The following is a 19,586-nucleotide window of genomic DNA, read 5'->3' as shown; positions in this document are numbered from 1 at the left end:
ACCGTTTTCGCCCTTTGAAATTACTGCCCTTTTGGTAATAAACAGGCGGGCTTCCCGCGAGGCACGCCATGTCCGGTCCCTCTTCCGTCGTCAGCGATCCCGCCTATATCCGCGCACGCGCCATGGAGACGCTGTTCGAGCGGCTGGAGCACCTGTGCGAAGGCGCCATCGCCATCGATCGCAGCGGACGCGTGGTGTATGTCAACGAAAAATACGTCACCGCGATCGGCCTCTCGCATGCATCCGAGGCGCTCGGCCGCCCGATCGAGGAGGTCATCCCCAACAGCCTGATGCGAAGGGTCGTGGAAACGGGGGAACCGATCATCCTCGACATCATGGAGCTCGGCGGCGAGCAACTCGTCGTGACCCGCATGCCGATCGAGGACGAGAAGGGGAACATCATCGGCGCGATCGGCTTCGTGCTCTACGACCGCCTCGAGGGCTTGAAGCCACTGCTCGGTCGCGTCGCCCAGCTCGAAAACGATTTGCGGCTGGCGCGGCGGCAATTGTCGCATGCGCGCGCCGCCCGGTTCACCTTCGACGACTATGTCGGGGCAACCGCCGGCATCGCACAGGCGAAGGAGCTTGCCGCGCGCGCCGCGCGCCAGAGCGTCACTGTTCTGCTCACCGGAGAGACCGGCACCGGCAAGGAAATGCTGGCGCAGGCCATCCACAACGCCTCCGCCCGCGCCGAAAAGCCGTTCGTCAGCGTCAACGTCGCGGCGATCCCGGATACGCTGATCGAATCGGAGTTCTTCGGCGCCGCGCCGGGCGCCTATACCGGCGCGGACCGCAAGGGTCGCGACGGAAAATTCCGGATCGCCGACGGCGGCACGCTGTTTCTCGACGAGATCGGCGAGATGCCGCTGCAATTGCAGGCCAAGCTGCTGCGCGTGCTGCAGGAGCGCGAGATCGAGCCACTCGGCTCCGACAAGGTCACCAAGGTCGACGTGCGCGTGATTGCGGCCACCAATGTCGACCTGCACAAGCGGGTCAGCGAGGGGACATTCCGGGCGGATCTCTACTACCGGCTCAACGTGCTCTCGATCGTGCTGCCGCCCCTGCGCCACTGCCTGGCCGACCTGCCCGAGATCTGCGGACGGCTGCTCGACGACATCAGCGCCTCCGGCGACTACCTCAATGCCAGGATCACGCCGAGCGGCCTGGCTGCGCTTGCGCGCTATGGCTGGCCCGGCAATGTCCGCGAACTGCGCAACATCCTGGAACGCGCGCTGATCCTGAGCGATTCGGGACGCCTCACCAGCGACGACTTCGATCGCATTCTCCCCGTTGGCGCGGAGACGGTGCCCACGGCACCATCGCGGCCGGCCGGCCTCGTCCTGCCCTATGCGGAAGCCGAGGCCGAGTTCGAGAAGCACACGCTGGAACAGGCGCTCGCCGCCAGCAACGGCCAGATCTCGGAAGCGGCCAAGATGCTCCAGATCTCGCGCGCGACCTTCTACAAGAAGCTCGCCAAGTTCGGCCTCGCCTCGGGAGCCGCATCCGTCTGAGTTGCGAGACATCGCGTGTCCGGAGTCTCGGATTCCTGACACGCGGCCTGGCCGCTTTTTCCCGAAGCTCGCGCTGAAACTGCTGGGTTTTCAGCCATTTTGCGCAAACCTGTGGCATCTGGCGCGGAGCTTGCTCTTCGCTCTGCACAATGACGCATGCTGCACATGCGCATTCGCAACCAGGGAGGACGCAAGATGAGTGAAGCGATCTCGGTCCATCAGCTTCAGGCGAGACAGCCCTCGCACGTGACGGTCGCCACCGCGAGCCTGATCGGCACGGCCATCGAGTGGTACGACTTCTTCCTCTACGGCACCGCCGCGGCACTGATCTTCAACAAGCTGTTCTTCCCGAACTTCGACCCCATGATGGGAACGCTGCTGGCGTTCGCGACCTACGCGCTCGGCTTCATCGCGCGTCCGCTCGGCGGCGTCGTGTTCGGCCACTACGGCGACAAGATCGGCCGCAAGACCATGCTCTATCTGACCCTGCTGATCATGGGCGCCGCGACCGCGGCGATCGGCTTCCTGCCGACCTACGAGACCGCCGGCATCTGGGCCGCCGTTCTGCTGGTGACCTGCCGGCTGATCCAGGGTTTTGGCCTCGGCGGCGAATGGGGCGGCGCGGTGCTGATGGCGGTCGAGCATGCGCCTGCGGACAAGAAAGGCTTTTACGGCAGCTGGCCGCAACTGGGAGCGCCGCTCGGCCTCGTGCTCGGCACGCTGGTGTTCTCGGTGGTGTCGTCGATGCTGACCGACGCGCAGCTCTATGCCTGGGGCTGGCGCATCCCGTTCCTGTTCTCGATCGCGCTGGTGCTGGTGGGCCTGTGGATCCGCTTCACCATCGCGGAATCGCCGGAATTCCAGAAGGTCAAGGACACCAAGCAGGACGTGAAGATGCCGATCGTCGAGGCGATCCGCATGTATCCCAAGAACATCCTGCTCGCGATGGGCGCGCGCTTTGCCGAAAACGGCTTCTTCTACATCTACGCGACCTTCGTGCTGGCCTATGCGACGCAATCGCTCGGCATGAACAAGCAGGACATGCTCAACGGTGTGCTGATCGGCGCGGCGATCGAGACCTTCACCATTCCCGCCTTCGGCGCGCTCTCCGATCGGCTCGGGCGGCGGCCGATCTACATCTTCGGCGCGGTGTTCTCGGCGCTGATGTCGTTCCCGCTGTTCATGCTGCTGTCGACCAAGAACCCGCAATATGCCTGGATCGCGATCGTGCTCGGCCTCGCCGTCGGCCACGCCGCGATGTACGGCCCGCAGGCGAGCTTCCTGTCGGAGCTGTTCGGCACCAAGGTGCGCTATAGCGGCGTCTCGCTCGGCTACAACCTCGCCTCGATCTTCGCCGGCGCGCTGTCGCCGCTGATCGCGACCGGATTGATGACGGCGTACGCGCCGGCGACCTGGCCGATCTCGCTCTACATGATCGCGCTGGCGCTCATCACCGTGGTGTCGGTCTATTTCGCCACCGAAACACGCAAGATAGTGCAATCCTGAATGTCCCAATGATGCCTCTTGTCGCGGGGAGCAACCTGTTCCGGGCCTGCTCCTCGCGCTAAGATCGACGCACAGCAACGGCATACGGTCCAGGGATCGGGAGGAACGCCGTGAGCCATCATCCAGCTCTGCCCTACCTGCGCAATTCCGAGAAAGGCAAGGTCGTCACGGCGGCCGAAGCGGTCATGCTGATCCGCGACGGCGACACCGTCGCGACCGGCGGCTTCGTCGGCATCGGCTTTGCCGAGGAGATCGCGATCGCGCTGGAGGAGCTCTATCTCTCGCACGAGGGCGATGCGCCCTATACCCAGGGCAAGCCGCGCAATCTGACGCTCGTCTATGCGGCCGGCCAGGGCGACGGCAAGCAGCGCGGCCTCAATCATTTGGCGCATGAGGGCCTCGTCCGGCGCGTGATCGGCGGGCATTGGGGCCTTGCCCCGAAGCTCCAGCAGCTTGCGATCGCCAATCAGATCGAGGCCTATAACCTGCCGCAGGGCGTCATTACGCATCTGTTCCGCGACATCGCGGCGCACCGGCCCGGGCACATCACCCGCGTCGGCATGGGCACCTTCGTCGACCCCCGCAATGGCGGCGGCAAGCTGAATGCGCGCACCACCGAGGACGTGGTGGAGCTGATCAAGATCGGCGGCGAGGAATGCCTGCTCTACAGGACGTTTCCGATTGATGTCGGAATCATCCGCGCCACGACAGGCGATCCCGACGGCAACCTCACCATGGAGAAGGAGGCGCTGACGCTGGAAGCGCTGGCAATCGCCATGGCGGCGCATAATTCGGGCGGGATCGTCATCGCCCAGGTCGAGCGCGTCGCCGAGAGCGGCAGTCTCAATCCGCGCCAGGTCAAGATTCCCGGCATCCTCGTCGATTGTGTCGTCGTGGCGAAGCCGGAGAACCATTGGCAGACTTTCGGCACGCAATACAACGCGGCCTTCTCGAGCGAGATCCGCGTCCGCGCCGCGTCCCTGCCGGTGATGCCGGTCAGCGAGCGCAAGATCATCGCCCGGCGCGCCGCGCTGGAGCTGAAGGCCAACAGCGTGGTCAATCTCGGCATCGGCATGCCGGAAGGGATCGCCTCGGTCGCGAACGAAGAGCGGATCATCGATCTCATCACGCTGACGGCGGAGCCTGGCGTGATCGGCGGCATCCCGGCGAGCGGGATCGATTTCGGCGCGGCAATCAACACCCAGGCGGTGATCGACCAGCCGTATCAATTCGACTTCTACGACGGCGGCGGCTTAGATGCCGCCTTCCTCGGGCTCGCCCAGGTCGATCGCGCCGGCAACCTCAATGTCAGCAAGTTCGGACCGAAGCTTGCGGGTGCCGGCGGCTTCATCAACATCAGCCAGAACGCCAAGGAGGTCGTCTTCGTCGGCACGTTCGGCGCCGGCAAGCAGCGCATCGCGGTGAACGACGGTAAGCTCGCCATCCTCGACGAGGCGAGGTCGCGCAAATTCGTCGACAGCGTCGAGCACGTCACCTTCAGCGGTCCCTTCGCGGCGGCGCGGGGGCAGCGCGTGCTCTATGTCACCGAGCGCTGCGTCTTGGCGTTGCGGCCCGACGGGCTCGAACTCATGGAAATAGCGCCCGGCATCGACATCGAGCGCGACATCCTGCGCCTGATGGATTTCAAGCCATTGATCCCACGCGACCCCGTCCTGATGGACGCCCGCATCTTCCGCGACGGCGCCATGGACCTGCGCGAGCGGCTGCTGACCATTCCGCTCGACCAGCGCTTCACGCTGGACGAGCAGCAGAACCTGTTCTTCGTCAACCTCGAACGCTATCCGCTGCGCAGCAAGGCCGAGATCGACGCGATCGCGGCCATCGTCGAGGCGAAACTCGCCCCGCTCGGCCGCCGGGTCTACACCATCGTCAATTACGACAACTTCTCGATCCTGCCGGAGCTGATGGACGACTATTCGGCCATGGTGCGCAGCCTCGTCGACCGCTTCTATTCCGGCGTGTCGCGCTACACCACGTCGGGTTTCCTGCGCATCAAGCTCGGCGAAGCCCTGGAGAAGCGCGGCGTCGCGCCGCACATCTTCGAAAGCGCGGAAGAAGCGCAGTCGGACTGGCGGCAGATCGAGTCTGCCGGCAGCCCCGCCGCGTCCGGCGACACGCGCGTGACACGGCAGGCCCAAAAATGATGCATGCTGATATGCCGGCGCAGCCCGCCGGAAGGTTGAATTGCAATGTTCGTAACGTTGTGCAAATCGCTGTTACCGAGAAACTTTGAATCAGGAGGGACCATCGTGCGTCGATCACTCATCATAACAACAACCATCCTCGCCCTCGCCGCGGGCACCTCCGTACAGGCCGACGACCTCAAGGTCGCATTGATCTACGGCAAGACCGGTCCGCTCGAGGCCTACGCCAAGCAGACCGAGACCGGCCTGCAAATGGGCTTCGAATACGCCACCAAGGGCACGATGACGCTCGACGGCCGCAAGATCGTCGTCATCACCAAGGACGACCAGGGTAAGCCCGACCTTTCCAAGGCCGCGCTCGCGGAAGCCTATCAGGACGACAAGGCTGATATCGCGATCGGCACGACCTCGTCGGCCGCAGCGCTCGCCATTCTCCCCGTCGCCGAGGAGAACAAGAAGATCCTGATCGTCGAGCCGGCGGTCGCGGACCAGATTACCGGCGAGAAGTGGAATCGCTACATCTTCCGCACCGCGCGCAACTCCTCGCAGGACGCGATCTCGAACGCGGTCGCGATCGGCAAGCAGGGCGTCACCGTTGCAACGCTGGCGCAGGATTACGCCTTCGGCCGCGACGGCGTCGCCGCCTTCAAGGAGGCGCTCGCCAAGACCGGCGCGACGCTCGCCGCCGAAGAATACGCCCCGACCTCGACCACCGACTTCACCGCGGTCGGCCAGCGCCTGTTCGACGCGCTGAAGGACAAGCCGGGCCGCAAGGTGATCTGGGTGATCTGGGCCGGCGCCGGCAATCCGCTGGCCAAGCTCCAGGACATGGATCCGAAGCGCTATGGCATCGAGCTCTCCACCGGCGGCAACATCCTGCCCGCGCTCGCCGCCTATAAGGGCCTGCCCGGCATGGAAGGCGCGACCTATTACTTCTACGAGATCCCGAAGAACCCGGTGAACGACTGGCTGGTCGCCGAGCACCAGAAGCGCTTCAACGCGCCGCCGGACTTCTTCACCGCGGGCGGTTTCGCCGCCGCGATGTCCGTCGTCGCCGCCGTCACCAAGGCGAAGTCGACCGACACCGAGAAGCTGATCACGGCGATGGAAGGCCTGGAGTTCGACACGCCGAAGGGCAAGATGGTGTTCCGGAAAGAGGACCATCAGGCGCTCCAGAGCATGTACCACTTCAAGGTCAAGGTCGATCCGAACGTCGCCTGGGCCGTGCTCGAGCCGGTGCGCGAGCTGAAGATCGAGGACATGGACGTCCCCGTCCGCAACAAGCGGTAGGTGCTGCACCTCTCCCGCAGGGAGAGGTCGGCATAGGCCGCCTCAGGCGGCCGTTCGTAGTAAACGCCGATGCGCTGCATCGGCTACGGCGCCGGGTGAGGGGTACCACCCTCTCGTGGGACCTGAGCCCCCTCACCCGATTTGCTGCGCAACTCGACCTCTCCCCTTCGGGGAGAGGTGAACCGATAGACCAACCCGGTTTGCAAGAATGCCGCTGACTCTCGAAACGCGCGACCTCACCATCCGCTTTGGCGGCCACGTCGCGGTCAACAACGTCTCCTGCACGTTCCGCCCGGGCGAGCTCACCGCCATCGTCGGGCCGAACGGCGCCGGCAAGACCACCTATTTCAACCTGATCTCGGGCCAGCTGCGCGCTTCACACGGCAGCATCCTGTTCGACGGCATCGACATCACCCAGCATTCCGCGCCGTTGCGCACGCGCGCGGGCCTCGGGCGCGCCTTTCAGCTCACCAATCTGTTCCCAAATCTGTCGGTCGAGGAAAATGTCCGCCTCGCAGTGCAGGCCGCGAACGGCACCCATTACGACATGCTGCGGCCGTGGATGGTCCGCCGCGACCTGATCGCGCGCGCCGACGCCATACTGGACCAGGTCGCGCTCGGCAGCCGCCGCGGTGTGGCCGCGACCGCGCTGTCGCATGGCGACCAGCGCAAGCTCGAGGTCGCGCTGATGATCGCGCTGGAGCCGAAGGTGTTCATGTTCGACGAGCCGACCGCGGGCATGAGCATCGACGAGGTGCCTGTCGTGCTCAACCTGATCGCACAGCTCAAGCAGGACAGGAGCAAGATCATTCTCCTCGTCGAGCACAAGATGGACGTGGTGCGCTCGCTCGCCGACCGCATCATCGTGCTGCATAACGGCCAGCTCGTCGCCGACGGACCGCCGGCCGAGGTGATCGCCTCGCCGATCGTGCAGGAAGCCTATCTCGGCGTCGCTCCGAAGAGTGCAGCATGACCGATCTGCTCAAACTCTCCGGCGTGCACACCCATATCGGCCGCTACCACATCCTCCAGGGCATCGATCTTACGGTCCCGCAGGGACAGACCACGATGCTGCTCGGCCGCAACGGCGCCGGCAAGACCACGACGCTGCGTACCATCATGGGCCTCTGGCAGGCCTCGAAGGGCGAGATCAGCCTCGCCGGCGAACGCATCGAGAGCCGCGCCACGCCCGACATCGCGCGGCTCGGCGTCGGCTACGTGCCCGAAAGCATGGCGGTGTTCTCCGACCTCACGGTGAAGGAGAACCTCGTGCTGGCGGCGCGCGACGGGCCGCTCGACGACACCCAGCTCGACTGGATCTTCGGCTTCTTCCCGGCGCTGCGCCGGTTCTGGCTGTCGCGCGCGGGAAGCCTCTCCGGCGGGCAGAAGCAGATGCTGTCGATCGCGCGCGCCATCATCGAGCCGCGCAAGCTGCTCTTGATCGACGAGCCGACCAAGGGGCTGGCGCCCGCCATCGTCATGGCGCTGATCGAGTGCCTGAAGGAGATCAAGCGCAAGGGCGCGACCATCCTCTTGGTCGAGCAGAATTTCTTTGCCGCGCGCGAGCTCGGCGACAACGTGCTGGTCATGGACAACGGCACCATCGTCCATCGCGGCGAGATGGCGGCGCTCGCCGCCGACGTGCCGCTGCAAGAGCGGCTGCTCGGCCTGAGCCTGGAGGCGCATCAGTGACAGAACTTGCCGCAAACGATCCGCTGCCGAAGCCGAAGCGCGACATCGCGCCGATCCTGCTGCCGGTCGCGCTCGCCCTCCTGGTGATCCCGCTGGTCGGCTCGCCCAGCACCTGGCTGACGCTGACCGCCGCGAGCCTCGCCATGGGCATGATGATCTTCATCATGGCCTCCGGGCTGACGCTGGTGTTCGGCCTGATGGACGTGCTCAATTTCGGCCACGGCGCCTTCATCGCCGTCGGCGCCTATGTCGCAACCCTGGTGCTGGCACCGTTCGCGGCTTCCATTCAGGCCGATTCGCTCTGGACGAACCTCGCGGTGCTGGCGCCGGCCGCGCTGCTGTCGATGGCGGTGTCGGGCGCGCTCGGCCTGATCGTCGAGCGCGTGCTGATCCTGCCCGTCTACGGCCAGCACCTGAAGCAGATCCTGATGACGACCGGCGGCCTGATCGTTGCCGAGCAGGCGCTCTATGCGCTGTGGGGGCCGCAGATCATCCCGATGCCGCTGCCCACTTCGCTGCGCGGCTCCTTCATCTTCGGCGACGTCGCGATCGCGAAGTACCGCGTGCTCGCGACGCTGATCGGCCTTGCCGTCTTCATCGCGATCCAGCTCGTACTCAACCGCACCAAGCTCGGCCTGCTGATCCGCGCCGGCGTCGAGAACCGCGAGATGGTCGAGGCGCTCGGCTATCGCATTCGCCGCCTGTTCCTCGGCGTGTTCATGACGGGCTCCGCGCTCGCCGGCCTCGGCGGCGTGATGTGGGCGCTCTACCGCGAACAGGTGCACGCCTCCATGAGCGACGACCTCACCGTTTTGATCTTCATTGTCGTCATCATTGGCGGGCTCGGGTCGATCGGCGGCTGCTTCATCGGCGCGATCCTGGTGGCGATGGTCGCCAATTACGGCGGCTTCCTGGTGCCGAAACTCGCCCTCGTGTCCAACATCCTGCTGATGGTCGCCATTCTGATGTGGCGGCCGCGCGGCCTCTATGCGGTGACCAGCCGATGATGATCCTCTCCGGCGATCCGCCGCGCAGCCGCGTTCTCACGCTCGTCCTCGTCCTCATCATCCTGGCGCTGGCGGCGACACCGTTCCTGTTTCCCGGTGCCAAGGCGCTGAACGTCGCGGCCAAGATCTGCGTCTTCGCCGCGCTGGTCGCCTCCTACGACCTGCTGCTCGGCTATACCGGCTCGGTGTCGTTCGCCCACACCATGTTCTACGGCATCGGCAGCTACGCGATCGCGATCGCGCTGTACGGGATGGGTCCGAATTGGGCCGCGGTCGCAACCGGCATCGTTGTCGGCCTGCCGCTCGCCGCGCTGCTCGCGCTCGCGATCGGGCTGTTTTCGCTGCGGGTCGCGGCGATCTTCTTCGCCATGATCACGCTGGCGGTCGCCTCTGCCTTCCAGGTGCTGGCCTCGCAGCTGTCCTGGCTGACCGGCGGCGAGGATGGCCGCAGCTTCCAGCTGCCCGAACTGCTGCGCCCCGGCACGGTGCTGATCTCCAAGAACCTGTTCGGCTTCGAGGTCAACGGCCGCATCCTCACCTACTACCTCGTGTTCGCGATATCGGCCGTGATGATCCTCGCCCTGCTCCGCGTGGTGAACTCGCCGTTCGGCCGTGTGCTGCAGGCGATCCGCGAGAACCGTTTCCGCGCCGAGGCACTCGGCTTCCGCACCGTGTTTCACCTGACCTACGCCAACTGCCTCGCCGCTCTCGTCGCCGCCAGCGCCGGCATCCTGAACGCACTATGGCTGCGCTATGCCGGCCCCGACACCTCGCTCAGCTTCTCGATCATGCTCGACATCCTGCTGATGGTGGTGATCGGCGGCATGGGCACGATCTACGGCGCGATCATCGGCGCCACCATCTTCATCCTCGCGCAGAACTACCTGCAATCGCTGATGGGCGTCGCCTCCAAGGCGGCGTCGGAAGCCGGGCTGCCGCTGCTGCCGGGACTTCTGCATCCCGATCGCTGGCTGCTGTGGCTCGGGCTGCTGTTCATTGCCAGCGTCTACTTCTTCCCGACCGGCGTGGTCGGACGGCTGCGCAATCGCGGTGGTGACAAGAGCGTGGGCACCTCGCATTAAGCTGTCATTAATGATGCAGCGCAGCGCGGACGTGACCGCGGAATTGGATTAATGCTTAGGTAACTGGCTTTCCTAAGGTTTAGGCCATTTGTGCGGTGTATTCCTGTCCCTCCAGGGAGGGGGAATGCGCCAGGTCTTTTCCACGGTGGCAGCCGGAATGTCCTTAGCCGCGAACAACGGCTGGGCGGCCTTGGCGCGGCGTGGTCCTGTCCTGTGGCTGACCCTGTGCGGCGCGCTGCTGGTCGCGGGGATCTTCGCCGTGACCGCCGTGGCCGTCGGCGAATTCCGCGAGCGAACCCTCACCAACCGCGAGCGCGAGCTGGAAAACACGGTGCAGCTGATCGCGCGGCATTTCGATCAGCAATTCGAGGATTCCGACGTCGTCGCCGCCGATCTGATCGGGCAGATGAACCTGCCGGAGATCACCTCGCCCGCGATGTTCCGCGAGCGCCTGTCCGGCTCTGCCGCAAACCAGATGCTGCGCAGCAAGATCAGCTCGGTCTCCTATCTCGGCGACATCGCGATCTACGATGTCGACGGCGAACTGATCAACTGGTCGCGGGCCCAGCCGTTGCCCAAGATCAACGTCTCCTCGCGCGCCTACTTCCAGACCTTCAGATCGAACCCGATGGCCGAACCGGTGCTGCTGGAATCCGTCCGCAGCTTCATCATCGGCAAATGGACCACGGTCGTCGCACGACGGCTGAACCTGCCGGACGGCACGTTCGTCGGCGCGATGGTCCGGCGGATCGATCCCGACAGCTACCAGAACTATTTCGCATCCGTGGCGCTCGCCGAAGGTACGGCGATCTCGCTGTTCGATCGCGAAGGCAAGATGCTGGCGCGCTATCCGCATGTCGAGGAGCTGATCGGCAGGAGCTTCAAGACTGCGCCACTGATGCACAAGGTGCTGACCAAGGGCGGCCAGCAAACGCTTCGCGTCAGGAGCCCGATCGACGGCGAGGAGCGGCTTGGCTCAGCCGCGTCGCTGAAGCATTTCCCGCTGGTCATCGTTGCCACCAACACCACGGCAGCGGCGCTTGCCGACTGGCGGCAGCAGACCGGCTTCATGGTCACGACCGCCGCGCTTTCGGCCGTCGTGATCACGCTGATCCTCTTTCTGATCATCCGCCAGATCAACCGGCAGAACCGCGAAGCCCATGAGCGGATCGAATCGGAGCGGCAGCGGCTCGACACGGCCTTGAACAACATGTCACAAGGGCTGATCCTGTACGATGCCGCCGGATACATCGTCACCTGCAACCGCCGCTACGCCGACATGTTCGGCCTCTCCCACGACATCATCAAGCCCGGCTGTCACATCCGCGAGGCGATGTACCATCGCAAGGAAAGTGACGCGTTTGACGGCGATGTCGAGGAATTTTGCGCCGACGTCATGAGGATCGTCGCCGAAGGCACGGTCTCCACGCGGATTCATCAGTTGGCCAACGGCCGCGCCTTTCAGGTCATCAACACGCCGCTCGCGCAGGGTGGATGGGTCGCCACGATCGAGGACATCACCGAGCGCCGCAACCTGGAGCAGGAGCGCGATCGCAACCACACCTTCCTGCGCGAGATCATCGACCATATTCCCTCGCGCATCACCGTGAAGGACGCCCGGACGCGGCGCTACCTCCTGGCCAACCACGTGGCCGAGCAAGAACTCGTCGCCGTCCCCGAGACGATCGTCGGCAAGACCGCGTTCGACCTTTACCCGACGGACGCCGCCGAGATCATCACCCGGGACGACGACAAGCTGCTGCAATCTTCGGACGGACTGTTTCTGGATGAGCACATCTGGTCGACGCCGGCCACCGGACGGCGCTACATTACCTCGACCCGGATCGGCATTCGCGACAAGTCCGGCGAGCCGCGCTACATCATCAATGTCGTCGAGGACGTCACCGAGCGGCGGCGCGCCCACGAGAAGATCGCGCATATGGCGCATTACGATGCGTTGACCGACCTGCCGAACCGTACGTTGTTCCGCGAGCAGATCGAACGCGAGCTGGCGAAGGTCGCCGACGGCGGGCAGTTCGCGCTGCTCTACATCGACGTCGACGAATTCAAGGGCATCAACGATTCGCTCGGCCATCACGTCGGCGACGAGCTGTTGAAGGCGATCGCCACCCGCCTCCGTGGCTGCCTCAAGAAGAGTGACCTGATCGCGCGGCTCGGCGGCGACGAGTTCGCGGTGATCCAGACCGCCATCCAGTCCCGTGCCGACGTGCTGTCCTTCGTGACGCGGATCTACGAGGCGATCCGGCAGCCCTATCACTGCCTCGGCCACCAGCTCTCCACCGATGCCAGCATCGGCATTGCGCTGGCGCCGCAGGACGGCAACGATCTCGACCAGCTGATCAAGAACGCCGACCTTGCGATGTACGGCGCCAAGGCCGAGGGACGCCGCACCCACCGCTTCTTCGAGCCGGAAATGGACGCGTGCGCCAAGGCGCGCCTGACCATGGAGCAGGATTTGCGTCAGGCCCTGGTGAACGGCGGCTTCGAGATCCACTACCAGCCGCTGGTCGATCTGCGCTCGGGCGAGGTCTCTGGCTGCGAGGCGCTGCTGCGCTGGCGCCATCCCGAACGCGGCGGGATCTCACCGGCGGAGTTCATTCCGATCGCCGAGGATACCGGCCTGATCAACGAGCTCGGCGACTGGGTGCTGCGCATGGCCTGCAACGAAGCCGCGACCTGGCCGTCGCATGTGCGGGTCGCGGTCAACGTCTCGCCGGTGCAGCTCAAATGCGACACGCTGGCGCTCAGGATCGCCGGCGCGCTCGCCGCCTCCGGGCTCGACCCGCGCCGGCTCGAGCTCGAGATCACCGAGGCCGTGCTGATCCGCGACGACGAGGCGGCGCTCTCGATCCTGCACCAGCTTCGCGCGATCGGCGTGCGGATCGCGCTCGACGATTTCGGCACGGGCTACTCCTCGCTGAGCTATCTGAAGCGCTTCCCGTTCGACAAGATCAAGATCGACCGCTGCTTCGTCGCCGACATCGCGGAGACGAGCGGCGCGCCCGTGATCGTGCAGGCGGTGGTGAACATCGCCGCCGCGAGCCACATGACTACGGTCGCCGAGGGCGTCGAGACCGAGGCCCAGCGCGAGCTGCTGCGCGCGCTCGGCTGCACCGAGATGCAGGGCTATCTGTTCAGCGCGCCGAAGCCGGCCAGCGAGGTGCGAAAGCTGTTCGGCCCGAGCGATGCCGTGCCGGTGGCGGCAGTGGCCTGAGATGCCGAAGGCAGGGAAAACTTCGGACAAATCCGTCGACGTTGCGGATTCCTATGCCGTGCGGCTGATGCAGCATCTGGTGGTGCCGACCTTCGTGATCGACCCGAAGCGCCGCGTGGTGATCTGGAACAGGGCCTGCGAGCGGCTGACCGGCGTCGCCGCCTCCGAGGTGATCGGCACCAATAAGCACTGGCAGGCCTTCTATGAAACGAAGCGCCCGTGCCTCGCCGACCTGGTCGCGCTCGACCGCCCCGAGCAGCTGCCGGAATATTATCCGGAATATGCGGCGCGCGGCCATAACGGGCTCGGCTTCAGCGCGGAGAACTGGTGCGTGATGCCGAAGCTCGGCAGCCAGCTCTATCTCGCCATCGACGCCGGTCCGATCCACGACGAGGCCGGTCATCTGATCGCGGTGGTGGAGACGCTGCGCGACCTCACCGACCAGAAGCGCGCCGAGACGGCGCTGAAGGAGCTCGCCGCCAAGGACGGGCTGACCGGCCTGTCGAACCGCCGCTCCTTCGACCAGATGCTGATGACGGAATGGGCCCGCGCCCAGCGGACGCAGAAGCCGATGGCGCTGCTGTTCGTCGATGTCGATCATTTCAAGCTGTTCAACGACCGGCACGGCCATCAGAGCGGCGACGAATGCCTGCGCGCGGTCGCCGCCGTCGTCAGCCGCCATGCCGTGCGCCCGCTCGACCTCGCCAGCCGCTATGGCGGCGAGGAGTTCGCCCTGATCCTGCCGGACATGGATTGCGATTCCGCCTGCGCCATCGCCGACGAGATCCGCATCGCCGTCATGGCCTTGCGGATCGCCCATGGCGCCACGGGCGCCGGCGATCACGTCACCCTCAGCGTCGGCGTCGCCAGCCACATTCCCGGCGAGGCCGACGACAGCCCCGACCGGCTGCTGGGCCTGGCCGACCAGGCGCTTTATGCGGCAAAACGGCTCGGCCGCAACCGCGTCATCTGTGGCGAACGGCTGCTCGCCGAATTCACCGGCCTCGGCCGCAACCCGGTTCCTGGCCGCATTGCCCGCAAATCAGCCTAGCCGAACACGGTGGAAGCGGTTGCCCGCCCCTCGCCAATCGGCTAAATGAGGCCCCACTGCACCCGTAGCTCAGCTGGATAGAGCGTTGCCCTCCGAAGGCAAAGGTCACACGTTCGAATCGTGTCGGGTGCGCCAGCAAAATCAAATAGTTACTGAATTTTTCGTCCCGGAGCCGATCCCTCAGGTAAGCACCGGGTAAGCAGGAGATTTGCCTTCGTGATATGCCGAAGTCTGTTGCTCACGGTTTTGACCGTGTCCATCACCCTCACTCAGGCATTCGCATGGGACGGTACCAACACGACTACCGGCACAAGCGTTGAGATCGAGCGAGGGCAGCTCGTCCGATCCGGGCGGACTATAGAAGTGTACGACAGCGATCAGGGCTACAAGGAATATGATGTCGACAGCGTCCGACGGTACGGCAGAACTGTCGAGATCGAGGCGACGGACGCCTCGACCGGCGAGAGCACTACGCTCGAAATGGAGGATGAGTGAGAACTGACCGCTTTCGTTAGGAGGCGGAGAACAGCTTAAGAAAGTCTGCGATAGGTTCCAGCATACTGAGTACTGCTGGCTTGAAGAGCCATATCGTCCCCCCAATTACGAGCACGCCACTCAAGGAGAGCAGAGCGATAGCACTCCTTTTTCGGACGTAGGTCGCCTCCAGGAGAGAGCGCCCGAGACGGCGATTATCCATGGCCATGTTGAACGCCGTTGTGAACCAAGTGAGCACGATGATTAGTGCCGATGCTCCTATGAAGTTGAAGAAATTTTCTGCTGCAAAGGTGCTCACCTGATAGAGCAGCGGAAAGTTCTCTTTGTCATCATTCGAAATGCGCGGTTGAATCAGAATAGCAATAGTCGCCACCACGATAGCAACAAATGCCAAGACGACGGTCCTTGATGCGACCGCCTTGCTGATAGAAGCATTCTGGCGATTGGCGACGATCTGTTCGGCTACCGCGATTTCATTGGCTTTTGCCTGAAGGCTTTGAAGTAGGGCATCTTCATTGAAGTCGGGGAAGTCGCGATAGTCCTCCTTGAGTTTGGCTTTGCAGCAATCGGCAAAGCTCTTGCAGTAGGCCAATATGCCCATTGCTCTTAGAGAGGATCTTGCGTCGGGGTCTCGCTTGAACCGTATGATTGCGTAGTGCAGTGAATATATGACGTTCTTTCGCCACTGAACGTCGTCGCTTTTGTGATCTTGTAGGATAAGGATCGTGTCGGAAGACGGTTCATGATGCTGGTGAGCGTGCGCAGCATCGCGAAGGAAAAAATAGCACTGATCTGCTACCCACTTCCGAATATTATGCCCATCATGCTCAGCGAACTGCTCCGATGCTCGCTGCAACGCCTCTTCTTTGAATCTTGGTTGACTGAAGTACACCTCGCCATTCCGCTCGAGATCAAACTCGATCTCAATATCGGCGCCCTCCTCCACGACCTGCCTGGCACGATCAAATGCCAAGTTCGCTTGAGCCGGAACATCAATCTGGCTTTCAAAACGAAGTTGCCAGAGGTCACCAATAAGCTTGCGTAGCTGTTTATCAGCACGAGCACGCCAATCTTCTCGGCACTTGAAAACGTGGATCTTGCCACTGATCTGGTCAGCCAACAGCGGACTATTGTTCGACTTCGCTGTCAGCGTAAACCAGAAGTCCCCACTGATGTCCCGCGCCCAATGTATGAGACGAGGAAACAGAATGTCGCTGAGTGGCCTTCTCTGGTACGCGACAATAATCCTCTCCTCGCCGGTATCGATGTTGGCGAAAATCGACTCCGTCGGACGGCGCGTATCTCCGACGTGCCGGAACGACAATCGTCCATTGACCGTCGGAATCCAGCCGGCGTATGGACGATGAACGAAGCTAGATGAAGAGCCTTCAGCGGAAGATGCGATCGAAGGCTTCGTCGGAGAGTCTTCCGCAGACTTCAAGTCGATTTTCTCTACGATTATAAATCATGCCGCCCTTGATGCGACCATCGGGCAGCCAATCGTCACGGGTCCGAGCTCGACCCATGACGGCATCGGACACGCCCCTAACGCGCGAGGAGCCCTTCTTCGCTTCAAAGCGATCCAGGCGAAACAGCTTGTAAGCAACGGAGAGCAGCATCGCTGCCAAAGAAAGGCCAACGGCCAAACCGAGATAATTAAGAACCAGCATGGGAAGCGTTCCCGAGGTTGACGTGCCGAAAATTCAACCGGAACAACGAGCTACGAATCAAAATGTGCCAGTCGTGGGCTCCTGTCAAATGGCCGCGCTGCAGCAGCCGGGCCGATTGAGCAACCGAGCACGTCACCGACGCAAGCACGATATTTGCCCTCCCAGGCCAGTTCCCGGACTCCCATGTTCGTTAAAACGGGAGTGACTCGACCACGCACATCCTGACGCGAGGCCTCTCAGCGGCCATTTCTAAGCGTCCTGGTGGCAGAAAATATTTTTGGCACCATCGCCGGAATTGCCCAGTTCTCGGCTCTGCGAGCAGGATCTTAACTGGTCTTAACCTTTCGTAGTGGCCACTGGCTCGGCTCCGCATCGGGCCCGTACCGGTGCTCCTCTCCTGCCAATCATCTTCATCAGCTGACCCAAAGTAGTTCTTGACGAACAGATTGCGGAGTCTCCTTGGGGCTGCCCAAGCCCTAGCGGCTTGCGAAGGGCCATTACCGGAGGAATCCTCCGTCATGAGCACCAAGTCGCGAGAAGTAATCTGGGGCGGTCAGATCATGGGCGCCGCAATGCGCGCCAACCAGGCTCGCGTAGATGCCGAAAGCGCGGTTCGCGAAGCCGACCGCGCGGAGGCTGAAGCCTGGTCTGTCCGCATGGAAGGATACGGCGGCCCTGCCCAGCCCTCCCCGACCATCGGACAGTGCCTCAACGGCGGGTTTGGTTGGCTGGAGGTCGAGTGCGCCCGCCGCAAGACCCGCGCGAGCCTGCCGCTCGACGCCATCCGCCGGCCTAAGGACACGCCGCTCTGGAAGCTGGAAGCTTCCCTCAAGTGCCGCGCGTGCCGCACCACACGCTACGCACCGCCTGCCAGCATGATCAAGCTAACCGAGACAAGGCAGATCACACCCTATAAATGGGTTCATCCCACCGAGGACCGTTAGCCGGGGTCTCCACAGCGAGAACTTTTTCTTGTACCTCTATAGATTGTGGGGGGATCGATCTATGTCTGTCGGTACCGCAATATTTCTAACAGGGATTTTTCTTTCTCTCATTGGACTCTACGCGGCCACGAAAGACCGCTGGCGCTGGCGCCTATTCGTCAAGCGAGCCTCGATAGCCTTGGGCAGCCTAGCCGCCTTTGTCATTCTCGCTGGCGCCGGCATCTACTCGCTGCAGTTTATTTCTTGGCCCGTCTCTCCGCAGACCGAATATTCGCGCATCAAAATCGGCATCACACCTGATGAGGTGATCTACATCAAAGGAATGCCGAGCTCTGTCATGGGCGAGATGAGCAGAGATCCCGATTGGTCAGGCTGGCAACAAGTTATTGAGATAAAGAAGATCGAGAAGGGGAAAACCGTAAGAGACTTCCAGGATTGGACGTGGGGAGAAAATGGCAGCAGGATCGACGTAGCGTTCGATCCCGCAACAAGATCCCGCGTGGTTGCTGTCGAATGTTACTCCTCCGACAAACGTAGTCGCTGCCCTCCGATCGAAGGCATTCTTGATGGTTCGAGCGAGGCTGAGGTGGTTAAGAAGTTCGGAGAGCCTGACGCTGCAAAAATCACGGGCGCCAGCAAGCGGATGTCATATCAACGGCTAGGCGTATTCTTCCTGCTCGAGCAGGAGGTTGTATACTCGCTCGGTGTGCACGATCCCAAATGGAAGCATGAGTAACTGCTGGGGCGGAAGTGCCCATCTAACGGGAACCAGGACAGATGAAGGGAACCGGCTTTGCAGTGGCAGCTACCATTCTTTCGATAGTGCCGGCTTTCGGCGACTGCGACGAAATTGTCGGGAAGCGAGTGGCATCGCAGGTGTCGAGCGATTTTGCGACACTCGTCGGGTTCACCAAGGCGAGTTGCGCGATAACTGCTGATGGGCAGCAATGCTCCCTGCTCTGTCTTTCAGATCTCAATATCGTCGGAGACAATCGCAATCTCGCTCTCGCCATGATCACCGCTTCCGCGGGAAAGAGGATGAGAGATGCCGGCCTGAGCAAGTTCGCTCGGGTCACCTTTGCCGATCGTGAGCTGCTGAGTGCTCGTAAGGCACTTACGATTTCGGCCGTGGATGCATCTACGACGCAGCAATCCATAGCAAAAGCTGGAGGAGAGCACCCCCTGGTCGTATCGGCAAGGGTGGCGGGGGCATACCGGACAATTGAAATTCCTAAGTCAGGGGCGAAGAAGTGAAATACGCCACCGACCGTTCGCGGCTTCAGAAGGTGCCGCCCATTGCTGTTGCTCCGGCGCCCGCGATGGGGAATCATGCGCAGGCTGTGGGGGGGCCGGGCAATGGTGTTGCGTGTCGTAAGCGAGCAGTCCGAAGCGGAAATCAGGAAACAACGGGTTCATGACCAGTTGAGCCGTGACCTTCGCAGATTTGCGGCGAACTTCCTCCGAATGACCAGCGGCTCAGGCAAGCCGTTGGAGCTTTTACCGCAGCTGGAAAAGTTGTCGGCGTCCATTAGGGACTACCATGATGCCCATGACGGTGCCCTTCCAGCATCGAAGGTGATCCATCAGATACTTGATGGTCACGAGGCAAAGCTTGAATACAGACCTTGGATCAAGGAAATCAGCGAAGCCGAGAGGCAACGTTGGGAGGCTGATGGCACCTTCGATCGCCAGGAAGCTATCGCTGGCCTCGTCAGATCGGGATTGCGCATGGTGGCAGCTGAGCTCGTTGATCAGTTGACACAGCACAGTGTCGCCGAAAGCGACTTCTATGAACATCTCCGGAAATTGGACGAAGCTCGAGAGAAGAGCCGCCGCATTCATAACCCCAAGAAGAGATAGGCAGTGCCTGTATCAGTTCGATTTTACTTGTTCGCGTCTGACGGACTCCAACGTATTTCGCATCGGGTTATGGAAGGC

Annotated in this window: 17 protein-coding genes and 1 tRNA gene; 16 read left to right on the top strand and 2 right to left on the bottom strand. The window is 62.8% G+C overall.

The annotated features are described in order from the left end of the window. Window positions 1-68 precede the first annotated feature (68 nt). From BM118_RS31735 to BM118_RS31680, 12 genes are all read left to right on the top strand, one after another. The gene (locus BM118_RS31735) at window positions 69-1,511 is read left to right on the top strand and encodes a sigma-54 interaction domain-containing protein (protein WP_092190668.1); all 1,443 of its coding nucleotides are present in this window, start codon (window positions 69-71) and stop codon (window positions 1,509-1,511) included. A gap of 195 nt (window positions 1,512-1,706) precedes the next feature. Continuing rightward, window positions 1,707-3,017, top strand: coding sequence for an MFS transporter (locus BM118_RS31730; protein WP_244550281.1), 1,311 nt, complete (start codon window positions 1,707-1,709; stop codon window positions 3,015-3,017). Window positions 3,018-3,127: 110 nt separating this feature from the next. Next, window positions 3,128-5,182 (top strand): acyl CoA:acetate/3-ketoacid CoA transferase, encoded by a 2,055-nt coding sequence (locus BM118_RS31725; protein ID WP_092190664.1) that lies wholly within the window; start codon window positions 3,128-3,130, stop codon window positions 5,180-5,182. A 105-nt stretch (window positions 5,183-5,287) separates the two neighbouring features. After that, complete coding sequence (locus BM118_RS31720) at window positions 5,288-6,472, top strand: substrate-binding domain-containing protein (protein ID WP_177234874.1); 1,185 nt, start codon at window positions 5,288-5,290, stop codon at window positions 6,470-6,472. Between the two features lie 208 nt (window positions 6,473-6,680). Continuing rightward, window positions 6,681-7,445 (top strand): ABC transporter ATP-binding protein, encoded by a 765-nt coding sequence (locus BM118_RS31715; RefSeq protein ID WP_092190660.1) that lies wholly within the window; start codon window positions 6,681-6,683, stop codon window positions 7,443-7,445. Further along, window positions 7,442-8,164: a branched-chain amino acid ABC transporter ATP-binding protein gene (locus tag BM118_RS31710; protein WP_092190658.1), complete on the top strand. Its 723-nt coding sequence runs from the start codon at window positions 7,442-7,444 to the stop codon at window positions 8,162-8,164. The genes BM118_RS31715 and BM118_RS31710 overlap by 4 nt, the downstream gene beginning before the upstream one ends. Then, a complete protein-coding gene (locus tag BM118_RS31705; RefSeq protein ID WP_092190656.1) occupies window positions 8,161-9,171 on the top strand; it encodes a branched-chain amino acid ABC transporter permease in 1,011 nt (336 codons plus the stop codon). Before BM118_RS31710 ends, BM118_RS31705 begins: the two co-directional genes overlap by 4 nt. Beyond that, the gene (locus BM118_RS31700; protein ID WP_177234873.1) at window positions 9,168-10,253 is read left to right on the top strand and encodes a branched-chain amino acid ABC transporter permease; all 1,086 of its coding nucleotides are present in this window, start codon (window positions 9,168-9,170) and stop codon (window positions 10,251-10,253) included. Before BM118_RS31705 ends, BM118_RS31700 begins: the two co-directional genes overlap by 4 nt. Before the next feature lie 124 nt (window positions 10,254-10,377). Next, window positions 10,378-13,488, top strand: coding sequence for a bifunctional diguanylate cyclase/phosphodiesterase (locus tag BM118_RS31695; RefSeq protein ID WP_177234872.1), 3,111 nt, complete (start codon window positions 10,378-10,380; stop codon window positions 13,486-13,488). 1 nt (window position 13,489) lies between these two features. Next, window positions 13,490-14,539: a sensor domain-containing diguanylate cyclase gene (locus BM118_RS31690; RefSeq protein ID WP_092190652.1), complete on the top strand. Its 1,050-nt coding sequence runs from the start codon at window positions 13,490-13,492 to the stop codon at window positions 14,537-14,539. 58 nt (window positions 14,540-14,597) lie between these two features. Continuing rightward, window positions 14,598-14,674: transfer RNA gene (locus BM118_RS31685), tRNA-Arg, on the top strand. An 81-nt stretch (window positions 14,675-14,755) separates the two neighbouring features. Next, window positions 14,756-15,034 carry a DUF5334 family protein gene (locus tag BM118_RS31680; protein ID WP_349529557.1) on the top strand — a complete coding sequence of 93 codons (279 nt, stop codon included), beginning with the start codon at window positions 14,756-14,758 and terminating at the stop codon, window positions 15,032-15,034. Between the two features lie 16 nt (window positions 15,035-15,050). Here BM118_RS31680 and BM118_RS31675 read toward each other — a convergent pair whose 3' ends face one another. Together BM118_RS31675 and BM118_RS31670 are read right to left on the bottom strand one after the other, a co-directional pair. After that, entirely contained in the window at window positions 15,051-16,475 is a 1,425-nt protein-coding gene (locus BM118_RS31675) for a hypothetical protein (RefSeq protein WP_143099553.1), read from the bottom strand. After that, window positions 16,423-16,704 (bottom strand): hypothetical protein, encoded by a 282-nt coding sequence (locus BM118_RS31670; RefSeq protein ID WP_092190648.1) that lies wholly within the window; start codon window positions 16,702-16,704, stop codon window positions 16,423-16,425. The genes BM118_RS31675 and BM118_RS31670 overlap by 53 nt, the downstream gene beginning before the upstream one ends. Window positions 16,705-17,222: 518 nt before the next feature. On the opposite strand from BM118_RS31670, the gene BM118_RS31665 reads away from it, so the two are divergent. From BM118_RS31665 to BM118_RS31650, 4 genes are all read left to right on the top strand, one after another. Beyond that, window positions 17,223-17,648, top strand: a complete 426-nt coding sequence (locus BM118_RS31665; protein WP_092190646.1) for a hypothetical protein — start codon at window positions 17,223-17,225, stop codon at window positions 17,646-17,648. Window positions 17,649-17,709: 61 nt separating this feature from the next. Then, window positions 17,710-18,384, top strand: a complete 675-nt coding sequence (locus BM118_RS31660) for a hypothetical protein (RefSeq protein WP_092190644.1) — start codon at window positions 17,710-17,712, stop codon at window positions 18,382-18,384. 41 nt (window positions 18,385-18,425) lie between these two features. Continuing rightward, the gene (locus BM118_RS31655) at window positions 18,426-18,902 is read left to right on the top strand and encodes a hypothetical protein (protein WP_092190642.1); all 477 of its coding nucleotides are present in this window, start codon (window positions 18,426-18,428) and stop codon (window positions 18,900-18,902) included. Between the two features lie 102 nt (window positions 18,903-19,004). Beyond that, window positions 19,005-19,508, top strand: a complete 504-nt coding sequence (locus BM118_RS31650) for a hypothetical protein (RefSeq protein WP_143099552.1) — start codon at window positions 19,005-19,007, stop codon at window positions 19,506-19,508. The last annotated feature ends 78 nt before the right edge of the window (window positions 19,509-19,586 follow it).

It is taken from the genome of Bradyrhizobium sp. cf659, from assembly GCF_900113725.1.
GTDB lineage: Bacteria > Pseudomonadota > Alphaproteobacteria > Rhizobiales > Xanthobacteraceae > Bradyrhizobium.
The sequence above is the reverse complement of the archived record's forward strand: the minus strand, read 5'-3'. Positions and strand labels throughout refer to the sequence as shown.